Source organism: Microbacterium sp. MYb54 (assembly GCF_002979515.1).
Classification (GTDB): Bacteria; Actinomycetota; Actinomycetes; order Actinomycetales; family Microbacteriaceae; genus Microbacterium.
On sequence record NZ_PCPA01000003.1, the window covers coordinates 152886 to 170134 of the forward strand.

Below are 17249 nucleotides of genomic sequence, written 5' to 3' on the forward strand. Positions count from 1 at the left end.
CCGCTCCGGCGGGTTCCTGGTCAGGCGTCTCCGCGCACGGGGCGCCCAGGCAGAGCATCGGTCACGATCTCTCCGCCACGCACGACGGGAGCACCGTGCACATACAGCTGGCGGACACCTCGCGAGGGACGAGTCGGGTCGGAATAGGTGGCACGGTCGGTGAGTGTCGCCGGGTCGATGACCACGATGTCGGCATCCGCTCCGACCGTCAGATGGCCCTTGCTCCGCATACCGGATGAGACCTCGTCGAGCACGCGTGCAGGCAGGAAGGAGCAGCGGCGGAACGCCTCGAGCCAGCTCCAGGTAGCGCTCTCGAGGACCATCAGGCGCAGCGACTTCGCGAAGGTCCCTGCCGTGCGCGGGTGGGTGTGCCCGCCCGCGGGGAGCGGCCACTCGCGCTGCTCGTACACCGGGCGTCCGTCGCTGCCCGTCCAGGAGATCGGCATCGCATCGCTCGCGACGATCGAGTCGGGGTAGGCGAGGGCTCGGTGCAGATGCGCGCGGTCGAAGGGGTCGGCCTCGTCCAGGAACGTCACGATGCAGGTCGCCCCCGGATCGATCGCGCGCACTTCACGCAGTCTCGCCTCGTCGGCGATGCGCTCGCCGGTGTCGACGAGCACGAGAGAGCTCGGTGTGATGCCGAGACCTGCGAGCTTCTCGGGGGCGAGGAAGAAGGCCCCGATCGCGGTACTGCCCGCGCCGTAGGGGTACGCCTCGACGGTGACGCGCGAGCCGGCGGCACGGCTGCGGTCGAGGAGGGCCAGCACACGGTCGACGTGGCGCAGCGAGGTGCTGTTGACGTGGCAGTGGTGCATCGCGGCTCCGGTCTCGGCTGCGGCGCGGACCAGCTCCTCAGACCCGTCGATCGGGGTGCGCGGGTCGGCCTCGATCAGTTCGCGCACGTGCGTGAAGGTCGGGGCGTGCGCGGCGGCGGCCAGGCGGGAGAGGTCGAGATACTCGTCCGGATCGGAGCGCGGTGCGTAGCCCATGAGCACGCCGATCCCGAGTGCGCCGGCACCGAGCTCGTCTTCGAGCAGGCCCAGCCAACGTCGGCGTTCGGTGGGGGAGGAAGCCCGTTGCCAGTCCGGCTTGCCGAGCAGGTCCATCGACGCCGTGAAGTCGGCGACGGGTACCCGGTCGAGGTGGGCGTACGCCCGTGCCTGCGACCAGGAGGCGGAGAAGCCGTAGTTCAGCGGTCGCCCGTCGGCAGCGGCCCGCGCGAGCGCCTCGGCGATCGGCATCAGCCCTGCTTCGAGATCGAGCGCGGTGGTGACACCGTCCATCGCCTGCAGCCGCTGCCCCGCCATCGAGTGCACGTGGCTGTGCAGGTCGACGAAGCCCGGTCCGACGATCAGGCCGGAGACGTCGACGACCTCGGCATCGGTCGGTGCCGTGAGTCCGTCGCCGAGGGCGGCCACGCGTCCGTCCGCGATCAGGAGGTCGGTGATCCGGTCGGTTTCGGTCTTCGGGTCGATGACGCGCCCGCCGCGCAGCAGAGTGTCCACGCTGTCACCATGCCATGCAGGACGGGCCCGTTCCGGTGCCGTCGGACGAAACCAGGCGGTCGTTCCGGTGCCGACGCACAACCCGATCTGGGAGGACCCGATCGCAGAGAGGTGCACGCAGCAGCCGCGACAGACATAATGTAGTGGGGATGTGACCGTGCACACGCAAGGAGGCAAGTGATGTCCACCGCCTCCGAGCGTGCGCGGTTGCCGAGTATCCGCGACGTCGCGCGACTCGCCGGGGTCTCGCATCAGACCGTGTCCCGAGTGCTCAACGATCACCCGAGCATCAGGCCCGAGACGAAGGCCAAGGTCCTCGATGCGATCTCGGTGCTCGACTACCGGCCGAACCTCGCCGCCCGCGCTCTGGTCACCAGCAAGTCCAACATGCTGGGGATCCTGTCCGCGACGATCGGGGAGTTCGGTCCGACCTCTTCCATCGCCGGCATCGAGGATGCCGCGCGTGAAGAGGGATACTCCGTCTCGACCCTGAACCTCGCCGATACGACGCCGGAAGCCATCGGCAATGCAGTGCGCCAGCTGTCGCGCGAGCAGGTCGACGGGATCGTCGTGCTCGCCCCGCAGGTGCGGGTATTCCACGTGCTTCGCGGCATGTCCGTCGATATGCCCTTCGTGACCCTGCAGACGGCATCGGGTTCGGACGGAGTGAGCCTGTCGGCCGACCAGGTGGCGGGTGCCAGGGCGGCCACGGAGCATCTGATCTCGCTCGGTCACAGCGATATCCTGCATCTGGCCGGGCCTCAGGATTGGATCGAGGCGGAGTCGCGAATGCGCGGATATCTCGACGGCCTGCGCGAGGCCGACCTGCCGACGTTCCCGCCCATCCGTGGCGATTGGACGGCGGACTTCGGCTATTTCGCGGGCAAGGAGCTGTCGCTCCGGCGGGACTTCACGGCGGTCTTCGCCGCGAACGACCTGATGGCGATCGGGCTGCTGCACGGCTTCCGCGACTCCGGGTTGCGGGTCCCACACGACGTGAGCGTCATCGGGTTCGATGACATCCCGGTCGCCGCCCACGTCGCACCGACGCTCAGCACCGTGCACCAGGACTTCCCCGAGCTCGGGCGACGTGCTGTGCGCATCCTCCTCGCGCAGATCCGCGGAGAGCAGCTGCCGGAGTTCGGTCCGCTGCAGACCATCGTGCGTGCGCGCGAGTCCGCCGCGTCGAGATAGCGCTTCGCGACGGGACCGCTCCCAGCATTTTCGCTCGGATGCATCACGGTAACGACACGAAATCGGCGCGCGGACTTGACAGAGGATCGCCGTGAGTGGACGATGTAATCCAATGTGAACGGTCACATCGAAGGTGACCGCACGTCGCGAGGAAAGATCCGTGAGCACCACAGCAACGTTGCCTACCGTGTCAGGCCCCATCTTGGAGATGCGCAGCATCACCAAAGAGTTCCCAGGGGTCAAGGCACTCGCCGACGTCTCGATCACCGTCCGCGCCGGGGAGATCCACGCGATCTGCGGCGAGAACGGTGCCGGGAAGTCGACTCTGATGAAGGTCCTGTCCGGGGTGTACCCGTACGGCACCTACGACGGAGAGATCCTGCTCTACGGGGAAGAGCAGCGCTTCAAGGACATCGTCGCCAGCGAGCAGGCCGGCATCGCGATCATCCACCAGGAGCTGGCGCTGATCCCGGAGCTCTCCGTCACCGAGAACATCTTCCTCGGCAACGAGATCCAGCACCTCGGCCGCATCGACTGGCAGGCGCAGAAGGAGCGGACGATCGAGCTCCTCGCCCGGGTCGGGCTGAGTGAAGACCCCGACGCGCAGATCAAGACCCTCGGCGTCGGCAAGCAGCAGCTGATCGAGATCGCGAAGGCGCTCAACAAGGACGTCAAGCTGCTGATCCTCGACGAGCCGACCGCAGCTCTCAACGAGAACGACTCGCAGCACCTGCTCGACCTGATCCTCGGGCTCAAGGCCAAGGGCATCGCGTCGATCATGATCAGCCACAAGCTCAACGAGATCGAGCAGATCGCCGACGAGATCACGATCATCCGTGACGGTCGCACCGTCGAGACGCTCGACATCTCCCGTGGCGAGATCAACGAAGACCGCATCATCCGCGGGATGGTCGGCCGCTCGCTCGAGAGCCGGTACCCGGATCGCACGCCCGAGATCGGCGAGGTGTTCTTCGAGGTCAAGGACTGGTGGGTGCAGCATCCGACCGTTGCCGAGCGCATGGTCGTCAAGGGATCGAGCATCAATGTGCGCCGCGGCGAGGTCGTCGGTATCGCCGGCCTCATGGGGGCAGGGCGCACCGAGTTCGCGATGAGCATCTTCGGCCGGTCGTACGGCTCGTTCCTCTCCGGCACCCTGATCAAGGACGGTCAGGAGATCGCCCTGTACGACGTGGCATCGGCGATCAAGCACGGGCTGGCGTACGTCAGCGAGGACCGCAAGGTGCTGGGGCTCAACCTGCTCGACACGATCAAGCGGTCGGTCGTCGCGGCCAAGCTCTCCAAGATCGCCAAGCGCGGCGTCGTCGATTCGCGTGCCGAGTTCGCGGTCGCCGAGGAGTACCGCAAGGCGCTCCGCATCAAGACCCCTTCCGTCGAAGAGGGCGTCGGCAAGCTCTCCGGTGGGAACCAGCAGAAGGTCGTGCTGGCGAAGTGGATGTTCACCGACCCCGACCTGCTGATCCTCGACGAGCCCACCCGCGGTATCGATGTCGGCGCCAAGTACGAGATCTACGCGATCATCAACCAGCTCGCGTCGCAGGGCAAGGGCGTCATCGTCATCTCCAGCGAGCTGCCCGAACTCCTCGGCATCTCCGACCGCATCTACACCGTCTTCGAAGGTCGGGTCACCGACTGCATCCCGGCCGATCAGGCGACACCTGAGGACCTCATGCGCAGCATGACCTCCGCGACCCAGAAAGCATCCGCATGACCACCGAAACCACCGCCACGAAGCGCGGCTTCCACTTCAAGGACATCACGAAGATGTTCGGCGGCGGCCAGTCGACCCTCCGCCAGTTCGGCATCCTCGGCAGCCTCGTCGTGATCCTGGTCGTCTTCCAGGTGCTGACCTGGATCTTCAAAGGTCAGGGACTCACGCTCTCCTCTGGCAACCTGATCAACGTCGTCAACCAGTACTCCTACATCCTGATCCTCGCGATCGGCATGGTGATGGTCATCATCATGGGGCACATCGATCTGTCGGTCGGATCGGTCGCGGCGTTCACCGGCATCGTCGTCGCCAAGGCGATGGCGGACTGGGATCTGCCGTGGCCGCTGGCTATCCTCCTCGGCCTCGGCGTAGGCGTGCTGGTGGGTGCCTGGCAAGGATTCTGGGTCGCCTATGTCGGGGTGCCCGCATTCATCGTGACGCTGGCGGGCATGCTCTTCTTCCGTGGTGCGAACCAGTGGGTCGGCGACTCGCAGTCGATCCCGATCCCGGAGGGGTTCAAGGTCATCGGCGCCGGCTACCTGCCCGAGCTGTCGTTCATCCCCGTGCCGTTCAACGTGCTGACGATGGTCCTCGCCCTGATCGGTGTGCTGTGGATCGTCATCTCGGAGATCCGCACCCGCCGCGCGCAGGCAAAGATGGGCTCGGACATGGCGCCCCGCTGGGTGAGCATCACGAAGGTCGTGCTGATCTCGGCCGTGATCCTCATCGCGGGGTGGCTGTTCGCGACTGGGCGTGAAGGCACCAGCTTCCCGATCTCGGGCGTCATCCTGCTCGCCCTCGTCATCCTCTACTCGTTCATCACGAACAACACCGTGTTCGGCCGCCACATCTACGCCGTCGGTGGCAATCGCCAGGCGGCGCGTCTGTCGGGCGTGAAGGACCGCTGGGTCGACTTCTTCGTCATGATGAACATGTCGGTGCTCGCCTCGCTCGCTGGAATGATCTACGTGGCTCGTGCCACGGCCTCCGGTCCGCAGGACGGCAACGGCTGGGAGCTCGACGCCATCGCCTCGGTCTTCATCGGTGGTGCCGCCGTCTCGGGCGGCATCGGCACCGTGATCGGGTCGATCATCGGTGGTCTCGTGATGGCGTTCCTCAACAACGGACTCGCGCTGCTCGGCGCCGGCGCTGACGTGGTCTCGATGATCAAGGGCCTCGTGCTCCTGTTCGCGGTCGGTGTCGACGTCTGGAACAAGCAGCAGGGCCGCCCCTCGATCATCGGGTTCCTGACGCGACGGTTCGGTCGCAAGGAAGACCCCGCACTCGAGACCTTCGACCCGAAGGCCAATTACCCCACCAGCCAGAAGTACGAAGCCCCCGCCGTCGACGAGACGCGCGGAAAGTAGGGGTCGAGTCGCGCACCGCACACGCGCCTGGACCTTCACACACCAGAGAAAGAGATCACATGAAGAAGATTCTTCTGTCGGCGACAGCGCTTGTCGTCGCGGGCGCCTTCGCCCTCACCGGCTGCTCCTCGGAGCGCGGCGGTGACACCGGTTCCGGATCGGGAGACGAGGCCAAGGGCTTCGCCGCCGATGCCACGATCGGCGTCGCCCTTCCGGACAAGACCTCCGAGAACTGGGTTCTCGCCGGTCAGCTGTTCACCGACGGCCTGAAGAAGGCCGGCTTCAAGGCCGACGTGCAGTATGCGCCGGCCAGCAACACGGTCGCCGAGCAGCAGAACCAGATCCAGGCGATGGTCACCGGTGGCGCCAAGGTCATCATCATCGGTGCGAAGGACGGCAAGCAGCTGTCGACGCAGGTCGAGGCAGCCCGCGACGCCGGCGTCACCGTCATCGCGTACGACCGTCTGATCGAGAACACCGAGGCCGTCGACTACTACGTCGCGTTCGACAACTTCAAGGTCGGCCAGCTGCAGGGGCAGGCGCTGCTCGACGGTCTCGCCGAGCGCGCAGGCCACGAGGCGCCGTACAACATCGAGCTGTTCTCGGGCTCGCCGGACGACGCCAACGCGCCGGTGTTCTTCAACGGCGCGATGGAGGTTCTCCAGCCGAAGATCGATGACGGGACGCTGAAGGTCGTCTCCGGCCAGACCGAGATCGCGCAGACCGCGACCGAGGGCTGGAAGCCGGAGAACGCGCAGCGCCGTATGGACTCGCTGCTCACCTCCTCGTACGGTTCGGAGACGCTCGACGGCGTTCTGTCCCCGAACGACACCCTCGCCCGCGCCATCATCACTTCGGTGCAGGGTGCAGGCAAGCCGGTCCCGGTCGTCACGGGTCAGGACTCCGAGGTCGAGTCGGTCAAGTCGATCATGGAGGGCATCCAGTACTCCACGATCAACAAGGACACCACGCTCCTCGTCGAGCAGTCGATCAAGATGGTCGGCCAGCTCCAGAAGGGCGAAGAGGTCGATGTCAACGACACCGAGCAGTACGACAACGGCAAGAAGATCGTCCCGTCGTACCTGCTCGACCCGATCATCGTCACGAAGGAGAACGCGGCTGAGGCTTACGCCAACGTCCCGAGCCTCCTCGAGATCGTGAAGTCGTACCAGTAACAGAAGCAGTACCCGCAGCACCGAGCGAGCCGTCCAGACCTCCAGGTCCGGGCGGCTCGTTCGCGTGTGTGCGCCGGACCCAGGTGCGAGTCCTTCGGACGCCGGGTCGCGTCTGTTCGTCGGATTGTAGGTTCGTCGGTTCGTCACGTCGGAATCTCGCCAGCTCGTCAGCCCGCCCGAGTCCCGTCGGCTCGTCAGGGCGTCGGAATCTCGCCAGCTCGTCAGGCCGCCCGAGTCTCGTCGGTTCGTCAGCTCGTCAGCTCGTCGGATGGTCAGGCCGCCCGAGGCTCGTCGGATCGTCAGAACGGTGAAGGAGCGGACGTGTCGGTGAACACGACGGTGTTCTGGGTCGGTGGCCTGTCGATGTAACCGCGTCCGGTCGGGCTCGTCCATTCCAAGACGCCGCCCGCCCGCTGCTCTACATGCCACGGGGAGTTGTGCTTGAGCATGTGATGACGTCGGCAGAACGCGGAGAGGTTCGTATCGGAGGTCGGTCCTCCGCTCGCAGCGGCGTGATTGTGGTCGAGGTCGCACTTTCTCGCCCTGATTCCGCATCCCGGGAACCTGCAGCGTTGGTCTCGCGCTCGAAGATGCCGTCGCAGATGCTCGCTCGGACGGTATCGATCGACGGCGAGCATCGCGCCGGAGATCGGATGCGTGAACACGCGGTCCCATCCCGTCGCAGAGCCGGCCAGCGCGCGGGCTGTTCTCGCGTCGATCGGCGTCGTGCCGTCGAGCTCAGCAGGAGGCAGGTCGCGGTCGGTCAACCGGGGATCGACGCCGTCAAGTCTGTGGTCGAGGCCATCGCCGACACCGAGGCCGTTGCCGACATCGAGGCCACCGCCGACACCGAGGCCGGTGAGGTCGAGGTCGTTCGCTTCCGGACCCGCCTGATCGTCTTGCATCAGCGTCATCACCGGCACGGACACTTCGATACGGGCGTGGATCGCGCCGAGCAGCCCCTCGGTCGTGTCGTGTCCGGTCGGTGCGCCGGTGAGCACGAGGTCGGCGAGCAGATCTGCGCGCAGCTGGTCGACCGAGCGCTCGTCTGCCACATACTCTTCGCCGACGGAATGCTCTCCTGCGATGTCGGTGTCGATATCGGTGCCGCTCGCGGCGGCATTCGCAGCCCTGGCGTTCTCCTCTTTCACGGCATGCGCCATCTGGGAGAGCCGGTCGAACATGCCGTGAACGAGAGCGGCCGGGCCGCGTGCGCCCAGCTCGGCCATACCGTCGTCGAGGTCTTTCACCCACACGCGCCGCTTCTCGCGGGCGTCGCGGTGTCGTTCGGCGATCGTGCGCTCCTGGAACCGCTCGGCGAGCCTTCGTGCGAGTCGTCGGAGCCGGTTCGGAGACTCGGACTCGGCGAGCGTCACGGCTTCTGCCGCGTAGGCCTGGCGATCGACGGCGTCGTCGAGGTGGGCGCCCGCTTCGACGATCACTCGTGAATGTGCGCCGCTGATGCGCCCTTCGCCCTGGGCCGCCCAGACCGCGGGGAAACGTTCCACCAGCCACGACGCCTCAGCCATGCGCCGCTCGATCGTGCGGTCGCTCACCCGCTGCGCTGCGCCGATCTCGGCCGCCACCGTGCGGATGGCCATGTCGCCATGGTCGGGGTGCGCGGACTCGCGCGCGATGTCGACAGCGAGGCGGCCCGCCATCGCGAGCATGCCGTCGCGAGCAGCCTGCATGCTGCTCAGCGTCGCTTCGGCCGCTTCGAGCGACGCAACCAGATCGGCGAGCATCGCCATCTGGGAGTCTGTCGCGTCGCGGAGTGCGGTCATGGCTTCAGTCCATCAGAGGCCACCGACATTCGAAGGGGAATTCGAAGGCTCTGAGTCAAGGCTCAGATAACGAAAGGATAACGGAAGAGGTGGGAGGTAAGGGGGCTTCAAGACCCGCTGCGGCCGTTCAGCCTCGAAGTGCGCGGGTCGCCTGGCCGGTGCGCTGCAGGGCGTCGACCGTCTCGGCATATCGGCGCTTCGCGACGCCGAGGAACAGACAGTCCACGAGGGTGAGCTGGGCGATGCGGCTCACCATGGCGCCGGCGCGGAAGGTCGACTCGCGCACCTCGGTGAACAGCGGGTGCTCGGCCGCGCGGGCGAGGGGGGAGTCCTTCGCCGACGTGACCGCGATCGTCGCGGCACCGCTGGCGCGCGCGGTCGCCAGGAACCGCACGGTCTCGAGCGTCGAACCCGAATGGGAGAACCCGATCGCGACGGTCGGCGCGGTGGGCAGCACGGACACTGCGACGGCCTCGTGCGGATCGGCGGGCATGTGCGCGTTCCGGCCGACGCGCAGGAGCTTGTGGGTGAGGTCTTCTGCGACGAATCGGCTGGCGCCCAGCCCGTAGAGGAGGATGCGTTCGGCGCGGTCGATCGCATCGACCGCCGCCTCGAGCACCTCGAAATCGAGCTGGGCGACGGTCTCCTCGATCGCCAGGAGTTCGAGGGATGCGACCTTCGAAACGGCCTCGCGCAGTGTGTCGCCGTCGGAGATCTCGGAGCCGTAGGCGCCTCTGGCGGAGAACTGAGCAGCCTCTTTGCCGAGCTCTGCGGCCAGTGCCATGCGGAGCGGGGCGTAGCCGCTGAAGCCGATCGCGCGGCAGAAGCGCACGACGGATGCGACGGACGTCTGGCATTCCTCGGCGAGCTCGTTGATCGTGTTCTCGATCACGAGGGACGGGTTCTCGCGGACCACCAGCGCGATGCGGGCCAGCGACGGCGGCAGCGTCGAGGCGGCGGCTTCGATCGTCGACTGGATGCTCATCGGTCCTCCGTCGGTTCGGTGTAAATTCTTTTCGTTGAGTCTACTTCGCATGTAGTCTCTTTTCACTACCCTTTTTCTGAACACCGAGGAGAGCCGATGAGCGCGCGCACGACCGCATCCGTCGATCTCGGCAAGTCGCGGTGCCGCGTCGTGATCACCGGCGAGGGCACGCGCGTGGAACGGGCTGACGTGGGTGCCCCCGGCCTCGCCGCTGCCGACGGGGTGACCGCAGCGCTCGACGCGATCCTCCCGCTCCTCTCCCGCACCGACATCGATTCCCCCACCGACATCGATCTGATCGGCGTCGGCGCCGCAGGGGCATGGATGGCTCCGGATGCCGCGCAGGAACTGGCTTTCCGATTGGCCAGCGCCACCGATGCCGGGGTCGCTGTCGCCTCTGACGTCGTCACCGCGCACGCCGGTGCGCTCGACGGTGGTGAGGGTGTGCTCCTCATCGCGGGAACCGGAGCGGTGGCACTCGGCATCGACGCCGATGGCGCACGACTCATCGACGGGTGGGGGCCGGAACTCGGTGACTTCGGCAGCGGTTCATGGCTCGGTCGAGAGACCCTGCGTGCTGTTCTGCGCGCAGATGACGGGCTGGCCCCGAAGACTGCTCTGGCGCAGGCGATCGCTGCACCCATCGGTGCAGCATCCGACGTCCAGGCGTGGCTCGCTCGAAGTGGACCACTCCCGCGGCGCCTCGCGACGCTTGCACCCCTGGTCCTCGACGCGGCAGAGGCGGGCGATGCTGTGGCTCGCGAGATCGTCGCCGAGGGCATCCGGCTTCTCACCGCAACGGCGACCGCAGCTTCGGTGCGCACCGCCGACATCGTGGTCCACGGCGGTCTCGCCGACCACGCATGGTTCCGCGAATCCCTGACCCTCTCGCTCCAGACCGCCGGTCGCCGGGTCGTGCCCGCGAGCGGTGACGCGCTCGACGGTGCGCTGCTGCTCGCGCACCGCAACGACCTCCCCCACGAAAGGTTCGTCCACCGTGCCGAATGACGACTCCCGCCTCGCCGCCCTCCTCACCGTGCTCGATCGCCTCGACACCGAGGCCTCGACGACCGAGCGCGGCGACCTCGATCTGCTGGGCACGGCTGAGCTCGTGCGGCGGATGAACGCCGAAGACCGTCGGGTGCCCGACGCTGTCGCCGAGCGCGCCACGGAGATCGCGCTCGCCGTCGACGGCATCACCGAGCGATTCCGCCGGGGTGGGCGGCTCATCTACATCGGCGCCGGCACCGCAGGGCGCATCGGTGTGCTCGACGCGAGCGAGTGCCCGCCGACCTTCGGCACCGACCCCTCGATGGTGGTCGGCCTGATCGCCGGTGGCGAGACCGCGATCCGCTCGGCTGTCGAGAACGCCGAGGATGACGATGCCGCAGCGGAGGTCTCGCTGCGGGATCTCGACCTCTCCGAGAACGACACGGTCGTCGGCATCTCCGCATCCGGACGCACGCCGTATGTCGTGGGCGGACTGAACTACGCCCGAAGCGTGGGCGCGTTCACCGCGGCGATCGCATCGAACGCCGGCTCGGACATCGGGGCTGCTGCGGAGATCGCGATCGAGGTCGTCACCGGTCCCGAGTTCATCTCCGGATCGACGCGGCTGAAGTCCGGCACGGCGCAGAAGCTCGTCGTGAACATGCTCACCACGCTGTCGATGATCAACCTCGGAAAGACGTACCGCGGCGTGATGGTCGACCTGCTCGCGACGAACGAGAAGCTCCACGCGCGCTCCATCCGTACGGTGTCGCAGCTCGCGGGCGTCGACACCGATCAGGCGGCTGCGGCGCTACGGGCGGCGGAGGGTTCGGTCAAGCTCGCGCTGCTGATGCTCGCAGCCGATGCGACGCCGCAGGACGCAGCCTCCGCCCTCGACGACGCCGACGGCATCCTCCGCGACGCGATCGCCGCGCTCGCCTGATCGCCATCCTCGCCTGATCGCCGTCCTCGCCTGATTTCTTGCATTCCACTGATTTCTGCGCGCCCCTGATCGCACCCCTCGCCTGATCGCCGCACTCGCGGAATTCCGGATGCCACGCCCGCGGCCCTGCTGCGCTCCGGCGTCAATAGGATTCGGGTGTGGATGATCTCGTGCCGGCAGCGCCCTGGCTGCTCGTCGGCGCTGCGGTCGTCGCGGTCGTGGCCTCGCTGATCGCAGGACGCTCTGTGCCGTGGCAGGGCCGGCAGGTGGTGCTGGTCATGGCGGCGGCGATGGTCACGACCGCGCTCGTCGGCGACGTCGCCATGGTCGCATTGGTGCTCGGGGCTGTACTGCTGCTCTCCGCCATGCTCGGCACGGTCGGGGTGCGGGGAACGCCGGCCGCCGGTGAGTGCTTCCGTCGTGCTCTCATCGCAGTGCTCCTGGCCGTCTGCTCGTTCGAGAGCGCGGCGACGGGTGCGGGTGCGGCCGCGGGGGCGAGCACCGGAGTGCACGGAGGCCACGGCGGCCTCTCGGGTCTGCTGTCGGTGCTGATCGTCGCCGGAGTGATCGGCGTGGTGTTGTGGACGGTCGTCGCCGACTGGATCGTCGAACCGATCCATCACGGGCGCACTGCACGCCTCATCGCGGTCGAGTCGTGGGCGCTGGCTGCCGGTGCCGCCGTGATGTGCCTCGCCACCTGATGCGGGGGCCGGGTTCCGCTAGCGTGGCGGCATGCCCCTCGCTCTGATCACCGGCGCCGCCCGTGCCAACAGCATCGCCGCCGGCATCGTGCCTCGACTGCGCGCCGCCGGCTGGACCGTCGTCACCAGCGACCTGCAAGATGCCGACCACCCCGCCGATCTCTCGACGCATGAAGGCCCCGAGGCGCTGATCGCCGAGGTGAACGCCGCACACGGTCCGATCTCGGCCCTTATCCTGAGCCACGCGCACGACGTGGAATCGGGGATCCTCGACACCACTGCCGAGAGCTTCGACCTGCACGTCGCCGTGAACGCACGGGCGAGTCTGCTGCTGATCGCGGCGTTCGCGCGGCAGGCCGGCGACGGCGGGGGCGTGATCCTGGCGCTCACCAGCGACCACGTGACCGGCAACCTTCCGTACGGCGCATCGAAGGGCGCGCTCGACCGGCTCGTCATCTCTGCCGCGCGCGAGCTCGGCCCTCGGGGGATCTCCGCGAACGTCCTCAACCCCGGCCCGATCGACACCGGATGGATGGATGATGAGACGCGTACAGGGCTGACGGGTATGACCCCGCTCGGTCGGCTCGGGCAGCCTCGCGATGTGGCGGCCGTGGTGGAGTTCCTCGTGTCGGACGAGGGCCGCTGGATCTCGGGGCAGCTGCTGAAGTCCGACGGCGCGTTCTCGGCGGAATACTGAGGGGCTGGATGAGCGATTCCGCGCGGGCGAGTGTGGTCGAGAAGGGCTTGGGCTGATGCTGCGGGAGTTCGTGAAGACGTACTTCACTCGCGTCCTGATGATCCTTCCGTTTGTGGCGGTCATCACCCTGATTCCGCCGTACCCCTGGGAAGCGAAGCTGTTCTCCCTCGCCATGTTCTTCGTCATTCTGCTGATCCCTCAGCTTGTCGAAGTGCTGATCGTCTTGCAGAACACCCGCCGTCGACAGGAGGTCGACGAGATGTCCCGTACGGGGTTGCGCAGCGAGCCTGAGACGTCAGAGCGGCCGATGTCGCGCAAGGAGCGTCGGCTCCGATCTCGAATGTGAAGCGGGCAGTATCTCTAGCCGAGAACAGCGTCGGGGTGAGCTGATGACAGACGAGAGCAATGCGCCACGAGCCGCCGTGGCGTCGAACGGCATCCTCGTCGCCCCGATCGGGCCTGTGATGACCCTCGGCCGCAATCTCCAGACCATAACCGCCGCGCTCGTCGGGGTCGTGTGTCTCATCATCGTGTCGCTGAGTCTGGCACCGTGGCCGAATGTGCTCCTCCCGCTGGTGGTGGGAGTCCTGCTTGTCACGGCCTCGCTGATCACTGCTTTCCGCGGAGTGCCCGTGATGCGACGCGCATCCCAGGCGGGGCGCATCCGGAACGCGGCTGCGAACTACGCGATCCTGCAGATCGAGTTCCTCGATGGCTCCGGTACGGTGGCGGATTCCGCGAGGCGGGGGTACGTGCTCGTCTGGAACGACCGTCTGGAGATCGAGTTCCGGCGTGATTCCGCTGGCCTCGGCGGACCGAGGGAACAGTGGAGCATCTCCTTCGAGGAAGTACGCGACGTGCGGCTCCGCGAGCCCACGAGCATGACGTACGCGATGCCGGTGGTCACGCTGAAGACAGGGGAGGCGATCGCCTTCACGATCATGCCGAAGAGCGGTTCCGGGCTCCGCGGACCGAGTGATTCCGAGACCCTCGAAGTCGTCGAGCTGTTGCGGACACGGTTGGCGGGGGACACTCGCTAGGCTTCGGAATGATGCCAACGTCGCCGGGAGATCGCGAAGGAACGGACATGACGGGCGAGAACGTCGAATTGCGGCTGACGACCGCCGAGGCTCTGGTTCTCTTCGAATGGCTCGCCGCCGCCCACGATGCCGAACAGCTCATCGTCGACGAGGCCGAGCAGCGCGTGCTGTGGGATCTGGAGTCGCAGCTCGAGACGAAGTTGGTCGAGCCGCTGATGCCGAACTGCACGGAACTCGTCGACGCGGCGAAGCGGGCTGTTCTGGGTGCGTGAGGCTCAGTACCTTCCGTGATGTCTCAGCGCTGAGGGCCCTGTCTACTGCTCGCGCTCGTGCGCGAGGGCGACGGCGCGGTCGAAGGTCGACACGATGACCTGACGCCGGTCCTTCCGGTAGTCCTCATCGGGCTCGAGCTCGTCGATGTAACCGTCCCAGACGCGGACGTAGCGGTCCCGCCACGCTTCCAGTGTGGTGCTCGGCGGGAACGTCGCGCCGACGCGGCCCGCCGATCCGATGTCGGTGAGGATCTCCAGCCACGCCGGCACCATGCTGCCGCCCCATTCGTCGGGCTGCAGCTCGGTGTCATCGTCCTCATCGGCGAACGACTCGGCGATCTTCGCGATGAGATCGTCCGTGATCTCGCTCAGTCCGTCAGCGACCGTGTCGTCGTCGAAGTTCCCCGGTCCCCAAGTGCCCATGGTGCGCCTTTCGCTCTGTCAGTTGCCGTTCGGGAACCAGTGAACCATGCTGCGGCGACGTTGCAGGCGCGTGGTCGTCAGTGGCCGCCGCCGAATTCGATCATCCCGACTCCGACCGCGATGAGCGCGACGCCGACGGCCATCATGGCCGAGAAATGGTCCTTGAAGATCACCCGGCCCAGCACCGCGGTCAGTGCGACCCCGGCCGCGGCCCAGATGCCGTATGCGACGCCCACGGGCATCCCCAGCGCGAGGATCGTGCCGAGCAGTGTGAACGCGGCGAGGTAGCCGACCACGATCACGGGGATCCAGCGGCGGCGACGCAGGCCCTCGGATGCGCGCAGGCTCAGCGTCGCGGTAACCTCGCTGACGATCGCGAGCCCGAGCAGCACCCAGGTCATGAGGCGACCTCCGTCGGCTCGCGTTTGTGTGAACCGAGTTCGACGAGCAGCACTCCGACCACGATCACGCCGACGCCGATGATCTGCACCGGGCCCAGCAGCTCGCCGAACAGCACGGTGCCGAACACGGCGGTGAGCACGACACCGAATGCCGACCAGATGCCGTACGCGACGCCCACCGGCATCCCGCGATCGAGCACGACCGACAGCAGCCACAGCGAGCCGGAGTAGCCGAGAACGACGAAGATCAGCCAGAGCGGATGAGTGAACCCCTCGGCCGCGCGCAGCGAGAGGGTCGCCGTGACCTCGAGCCCGATCGCGACCAGGAGAGGTGGCCACGCCGAGCGGCGAGGGCGATCTGTCATCGGGGGCCTTTCGTGGTGTTTCAGGGGGAGAAACGCGAGGGGCGTGCGGGGGATTCCCTCGGGCGGCGGCTGAGAGTTGCAGTGCGGGCACGTGCATTCGGCGAGGGCGGCTCTGGAGCGGGGTGAGGGGCAGATGCACCGCTGATATCCCGGCATTAGATCGAACAAAACTTCTAATGTCTGCCTCGGTCGCGGTAAAATCAAGTATGTCGAAATTGACCGCATTGCACGAGGCGGTGTCCCGCCTCGATGAGGTGTGGTCTGATGCGGGTGACTCGGGAGAACTGTCGAGAGAGCAGCTGATCGCGGTGAGCGAATCGATCGGAGTGCTGCGGCGTCGGCTGGACGCTGTGCATGTCTCGGTGGCGGCGTGTATCTCTCGCGAGTCCCGCCCGAGCTCGGGGCCGAGAGCCTGGCCAAGCAGCAGGGCTTCCGCAATCCGGCGACGTTGATCGCGGCAGCCACGGGCGTGTCGACGGGCGATGCCTCGCGTCTCGTCAAGGTGGGCGAGGCAACGGCACCGCGTAGCGATCTCCTGGGCGCACGTCTGCCGGCGAAGTATCCGTTGGTGAGTGAGGCGCTCGATTCGGGTGCGCTCGGCGCCCCCGCAGCGGCGATGATCATCGCCGCGCTCGATCGGTGCCGCATCGTCGCCGGGGTGGAGCGCATCGCTGAAGGGGAGCGGATGCTGGCGGAGAAGGCGGCAGGATTGGCGCTCGATGACGTGCGCAAGCTCGTGGTCAGGGTGGAGGCGTGGCTCGATCCTGATGGTCTGGAGCCTCAGGAGGAAGACCGCCGCAACAAGCGCGTACTTTCGCTGTTCGAGCGGGATGGGATGGTGCATCTGAACGCGGTCCTCGATGTCGAGACCGCGGCACCGGTCGTGACGGCGATCCGGGGGTTCGTGACGGCGGCGTTCGCTGCGCGGAAAGACACTCCCGACGCGGATGCTCCGGATGCCGATCGGCGGACGGTCCCGATGATTCAGGCTGATGCCCTCGCGGTGTTCTGCGCGCACGTGCTCGGGTGCGAGCGGCGGGTTCCGGTGGCGGGCGCGACCGTGATCGTACGGATGAACCTCGACGATCTGGAGGCCGGCACCGGGTCAGCGACTGTGGACGGTGTCGATCAGCCGGTCAGTGTCGGAGCCGCGCGGTGGATGGCCGCCGGGGGCGGCGTGATTCCGTGTGTTCTCGGTGGGGACAGTGAGATTCTCGACTGGGGGCGGGAGAGACGGTTGTTCACCCGAGCCCAACGGTTGGCGTTGGTGGAGCGTGACGGGGGATGCGCGATGTGCGGATTGCCTCCGGAAATGACGAAGGCGCATCACATCCGGTGGTGGAAACGTGATCTTGGGCCGACGGATCTCTCCAATGGGGTGCTGTTGTGCGAGACATGTCATCACCGCATCCATGACAACGGGTGGGAGATCCGCATCGATGCTGCCGGGAGCGGGAGCGGGAGCGGGAGCGGAAGCGGGAGTGCGGCGCAGGTGTGGTTCATACCGCCGCGATACGTCGACCCTGAGCGGACCCCGAGGCTTGGCGGTCGCGCGCGCTTCGACATCGCGGCTTGACGTCACCACGGCCAGACGTCAGCGTAACCGGACGTCAGCACAGTCGGGCGTCAGCACAACCTGATGACCCGGCCGCGGATTCTCGACATCCGGATTCGGCAC

General features: G+C 67.1%; 18 protein-coding genes. 12 read left to right on the top strand and 6 right to left on the bottom strand.

Translation table 11 applies throughout. From position 1 onward, the window contains the following. Positions 1-20: 20 nt before the first annotated feature. The gene (locus CQ040_RS04925) at positions 21-1505 is read right to left on the bottom strand and encodes an amidohydrolase family protein (protein ID WP_105526721.1); all 1485 of its coding nucleotides are present in this window, start codon (positions 1503-1505) and stop codon (positions 21-23) included. A gap of 180 nt (positions 1506-1685) precedes the next feature. Here CQ040_RS04925 and CQ040_RS04930 point away from each other — a divergent pair, with 180 nt between their 5' ends. The 4 genes from CQ040_RS04930 (at position 1686) to CQ040_RS04945 (ending at position 6970) form a co-directional block, all read left to right on the top strand. After that, complete coding sequence (locus tag CQ040_RS04930; protein ID WP_028503962.1) at positions 1686-2699, top strand: LacI family DNA-binding transcriptional regulator; 1014 nt, start codon at positions 1686-1688, stop codon at positions 2697-2699. Positions 2700-2907: 208 nt separating this feature from the next. Continuing rightward, on the top strand, positions 2908-4428 hold the full coding sequence (gene mmsA, locus CQ040_RS04935) for a multiple monosaccharide ABC transporter ATP-binding protein (RefSeq protein ID WP_308736901.1): 1521 nt from the start codon (positions 2908-2910) through the stop codon (positions 4426-4428). Further along, positions 4425-5795: a multiple monosaccharide ABC transporter permease gene (gene mmsB / locus CQ040_RS04940; RefSeq protein ID WP_105526719.1), complete on the top strand. Its 1371-nt coding sequence runs from the start codon at positions 4425-4427 to the stop codon at positions 5793-5795. Before mmsA ends, mmsB begins: the two co-directional genes overlap by 4 nt. Before the next feature lie 59 nt (positions 5796-5854). Then, positions 5855-6970 (top strand): sugar-binding protein, encoded by a 1116-nt coding sequence (locus CQ040_RS04945; RefSeq protein ID WP_105526718.1) that lies wholly within the window; start codon positions 5855-5857, stop codon positions 6968-6970. Positions 6971-7269: 299 nt separating this feature from the next. Here CQ040_RS04945 and CQ040_RS20970 read toward each other — a convergent pair whose 3' ends face one another. Together CQ040_RS20970 and CQ040_RS04955 are read right to left on the bottom strand one after the other, a co-directional pair. Next, positions 7270-8754: an HNH endonuclease signature motif containing protein gene (locus tag CQ040_RS20970; RefSeq protein WP_105526717.1), complete on the bottom strand. Its 1485-nt coding sequence runs from the start codon at positions 8752-8754 to the stop codon at positions 7270-7272. A gap of 127 nt (positions 8755-8881) precedes the next feature. Continuing rightward, on the bottom strand, positions 8882-9739 hold the full coding sequence (locus tag CQ040_RS04955; protein ID WP_105526716.1) for a MurR/RpiR family transcriptional regulator: 858 nt from the start codon (positions 9737-9739) through the stop codon (positions 8882-8884). Positions 9740-9835: 96 nt separating this feature from the next. On the opposite strand from CQ040_RS04955, the gene CQ040_RS04960 reads away from it, so the two are divergent. From CQ040_RS04960 to CQ040_RS04990, 7 genes are all read left to right on the top strand, one after another. Beyond that, on the top strand, positions 9836-10747 hold the full coding sequence (locus tag CQ040_RS04960) for an N-acetylglucosamine kinase (RefSeq protein ID WP_105526715.1): 912 nt from the start codon (positions 9836-9838) through the stop codon (positions 10745-10747). Then, entirely contained in the window at positions 10737-11672 is a 936-nt protein-coding gene (murQ, locus tag CQ040_RS04965; RefSeq protein WP_105526714.1) for an N-acetylmuramic acid 6-phosphate etherase, read from the top strand. Before CQ040_RS04960 ends, murQ begins: the two co-directional genes overlap by 11 nt. 158 nt (positions 11673-11830) lie before the next feature. Beyond that, positions 11831-12373: a hypothetical protein gene (locus tag CQ040_RS04970; protein ID WP_105526713.1), complete on the top strand. Its 543-nt coding sequence runs from the start codon at positions 11831-11833 to the stop codon at positions 12371-12373. A 31-nt stretch (positions 12374-12404) separates the two neighbouring features. Continuing rightward, complete coding sequence (locus tag CQ040_RS04975) at positions 12405-13070, top strand: SDR family oxidoreductase (protein WP_105526712.1); 666 nt, start codon at positions 12405-12407, stop codon at positions 13068-13070. A 55-nt stretch (positions 13071-13125) separates the two neighbouring features. Next, complete coding sequence (locus tag CQ040_RS04980; protein WP_105526711.1) at positions 13126-13416, top strand: hypothetical protein; 291 nt, start codon at positions 13126-13128, stop codon at positions 13414-13416. 43 nt (positions 13417-13459) lie between these two features. Beyond that, a complete protein-coding gene (locus CQ040_RS04985; RefSeq protein ID WP_146113882.1) occupies positions 13460-14110 on the top strand; it encodes a hypothetical protein in 651 nt (216 codons plus the stop codon). A gap of 47 nt (positions 14111-14157) precedes the next feature. After that, positions 14158-14382 carry a hypothetical protein gene (locus CQ040_RS04990; RefSeq protein WP_105526709.1) on the top strand — a complete coding sequence of 75 codons (225 nt, stop codon included), beginning with the start codon at positions 14158-14160 and terminating at the stop codon, positions 14380-14382. A gap of 42 nt (positions 14383-14424) precedes the next feature. On the opposite strand, the gene CQ040_RS04995 is transcribed toward CQ040_RS04990, so the two are convergent. From CQ040_RS04995 to CQ040_RS05005, 3 genes are all read right to left on the bottom strand, one after another. After that, positions 14425-14805, bottom strand: a complete 381-nt coding sequence (locus CQ040_RS04995) for a DUF4259 domain-containing protein (protein ID WP_028503953.1) — start codon at positions 14803-14805, stop codon at positions 14425-14427. Between the two features lie 77 nt (positions 14806-14882). After that, positions 14883-15206 (bottom strand): multidrug efflux SMR transporter, encoded by a 324-nt coding sequence (locus CQ040_RS05000; RefSeq protein WP_105526708.1) that lies wholly within the window; start codon positions 15204-15206, stop codon positions 14883-14885. Further along, positions 15203-15571: a multidrug efflux SMR transporter gene (locus tag CQ040_RS05005; protein WP_105526707.1), complete on the bottom strand. Its 369-nt coding sequence runs from the start codon at positions 15569-15571 to the stop codon at positions 15203-15205. The genes CQ040_RS05000 and CQ040_RS05005 overlap by 4 nt, the downstream gene beginning before the upstream one ends. 370 nt (positions 15572-15941) lie before the next feature. Here CQ040_RS05005 and CQ040_RS05010 point away from each other — a divergent pair, with 370 nt between their 5' ends. Beyond that, positions 15942-17147: an HNH endonuclease signature motif containing protein gene (locus tag CQ040_RS05010; RefSeq protein WP_258131426.1), complete on the top strand. Its 1206-nt coding sequence runs from the start codon at positions 15942-15944 to the stop codon at positions 17145-17147. Positions 17148-17249: the final 102 nt, after the last annotated feature.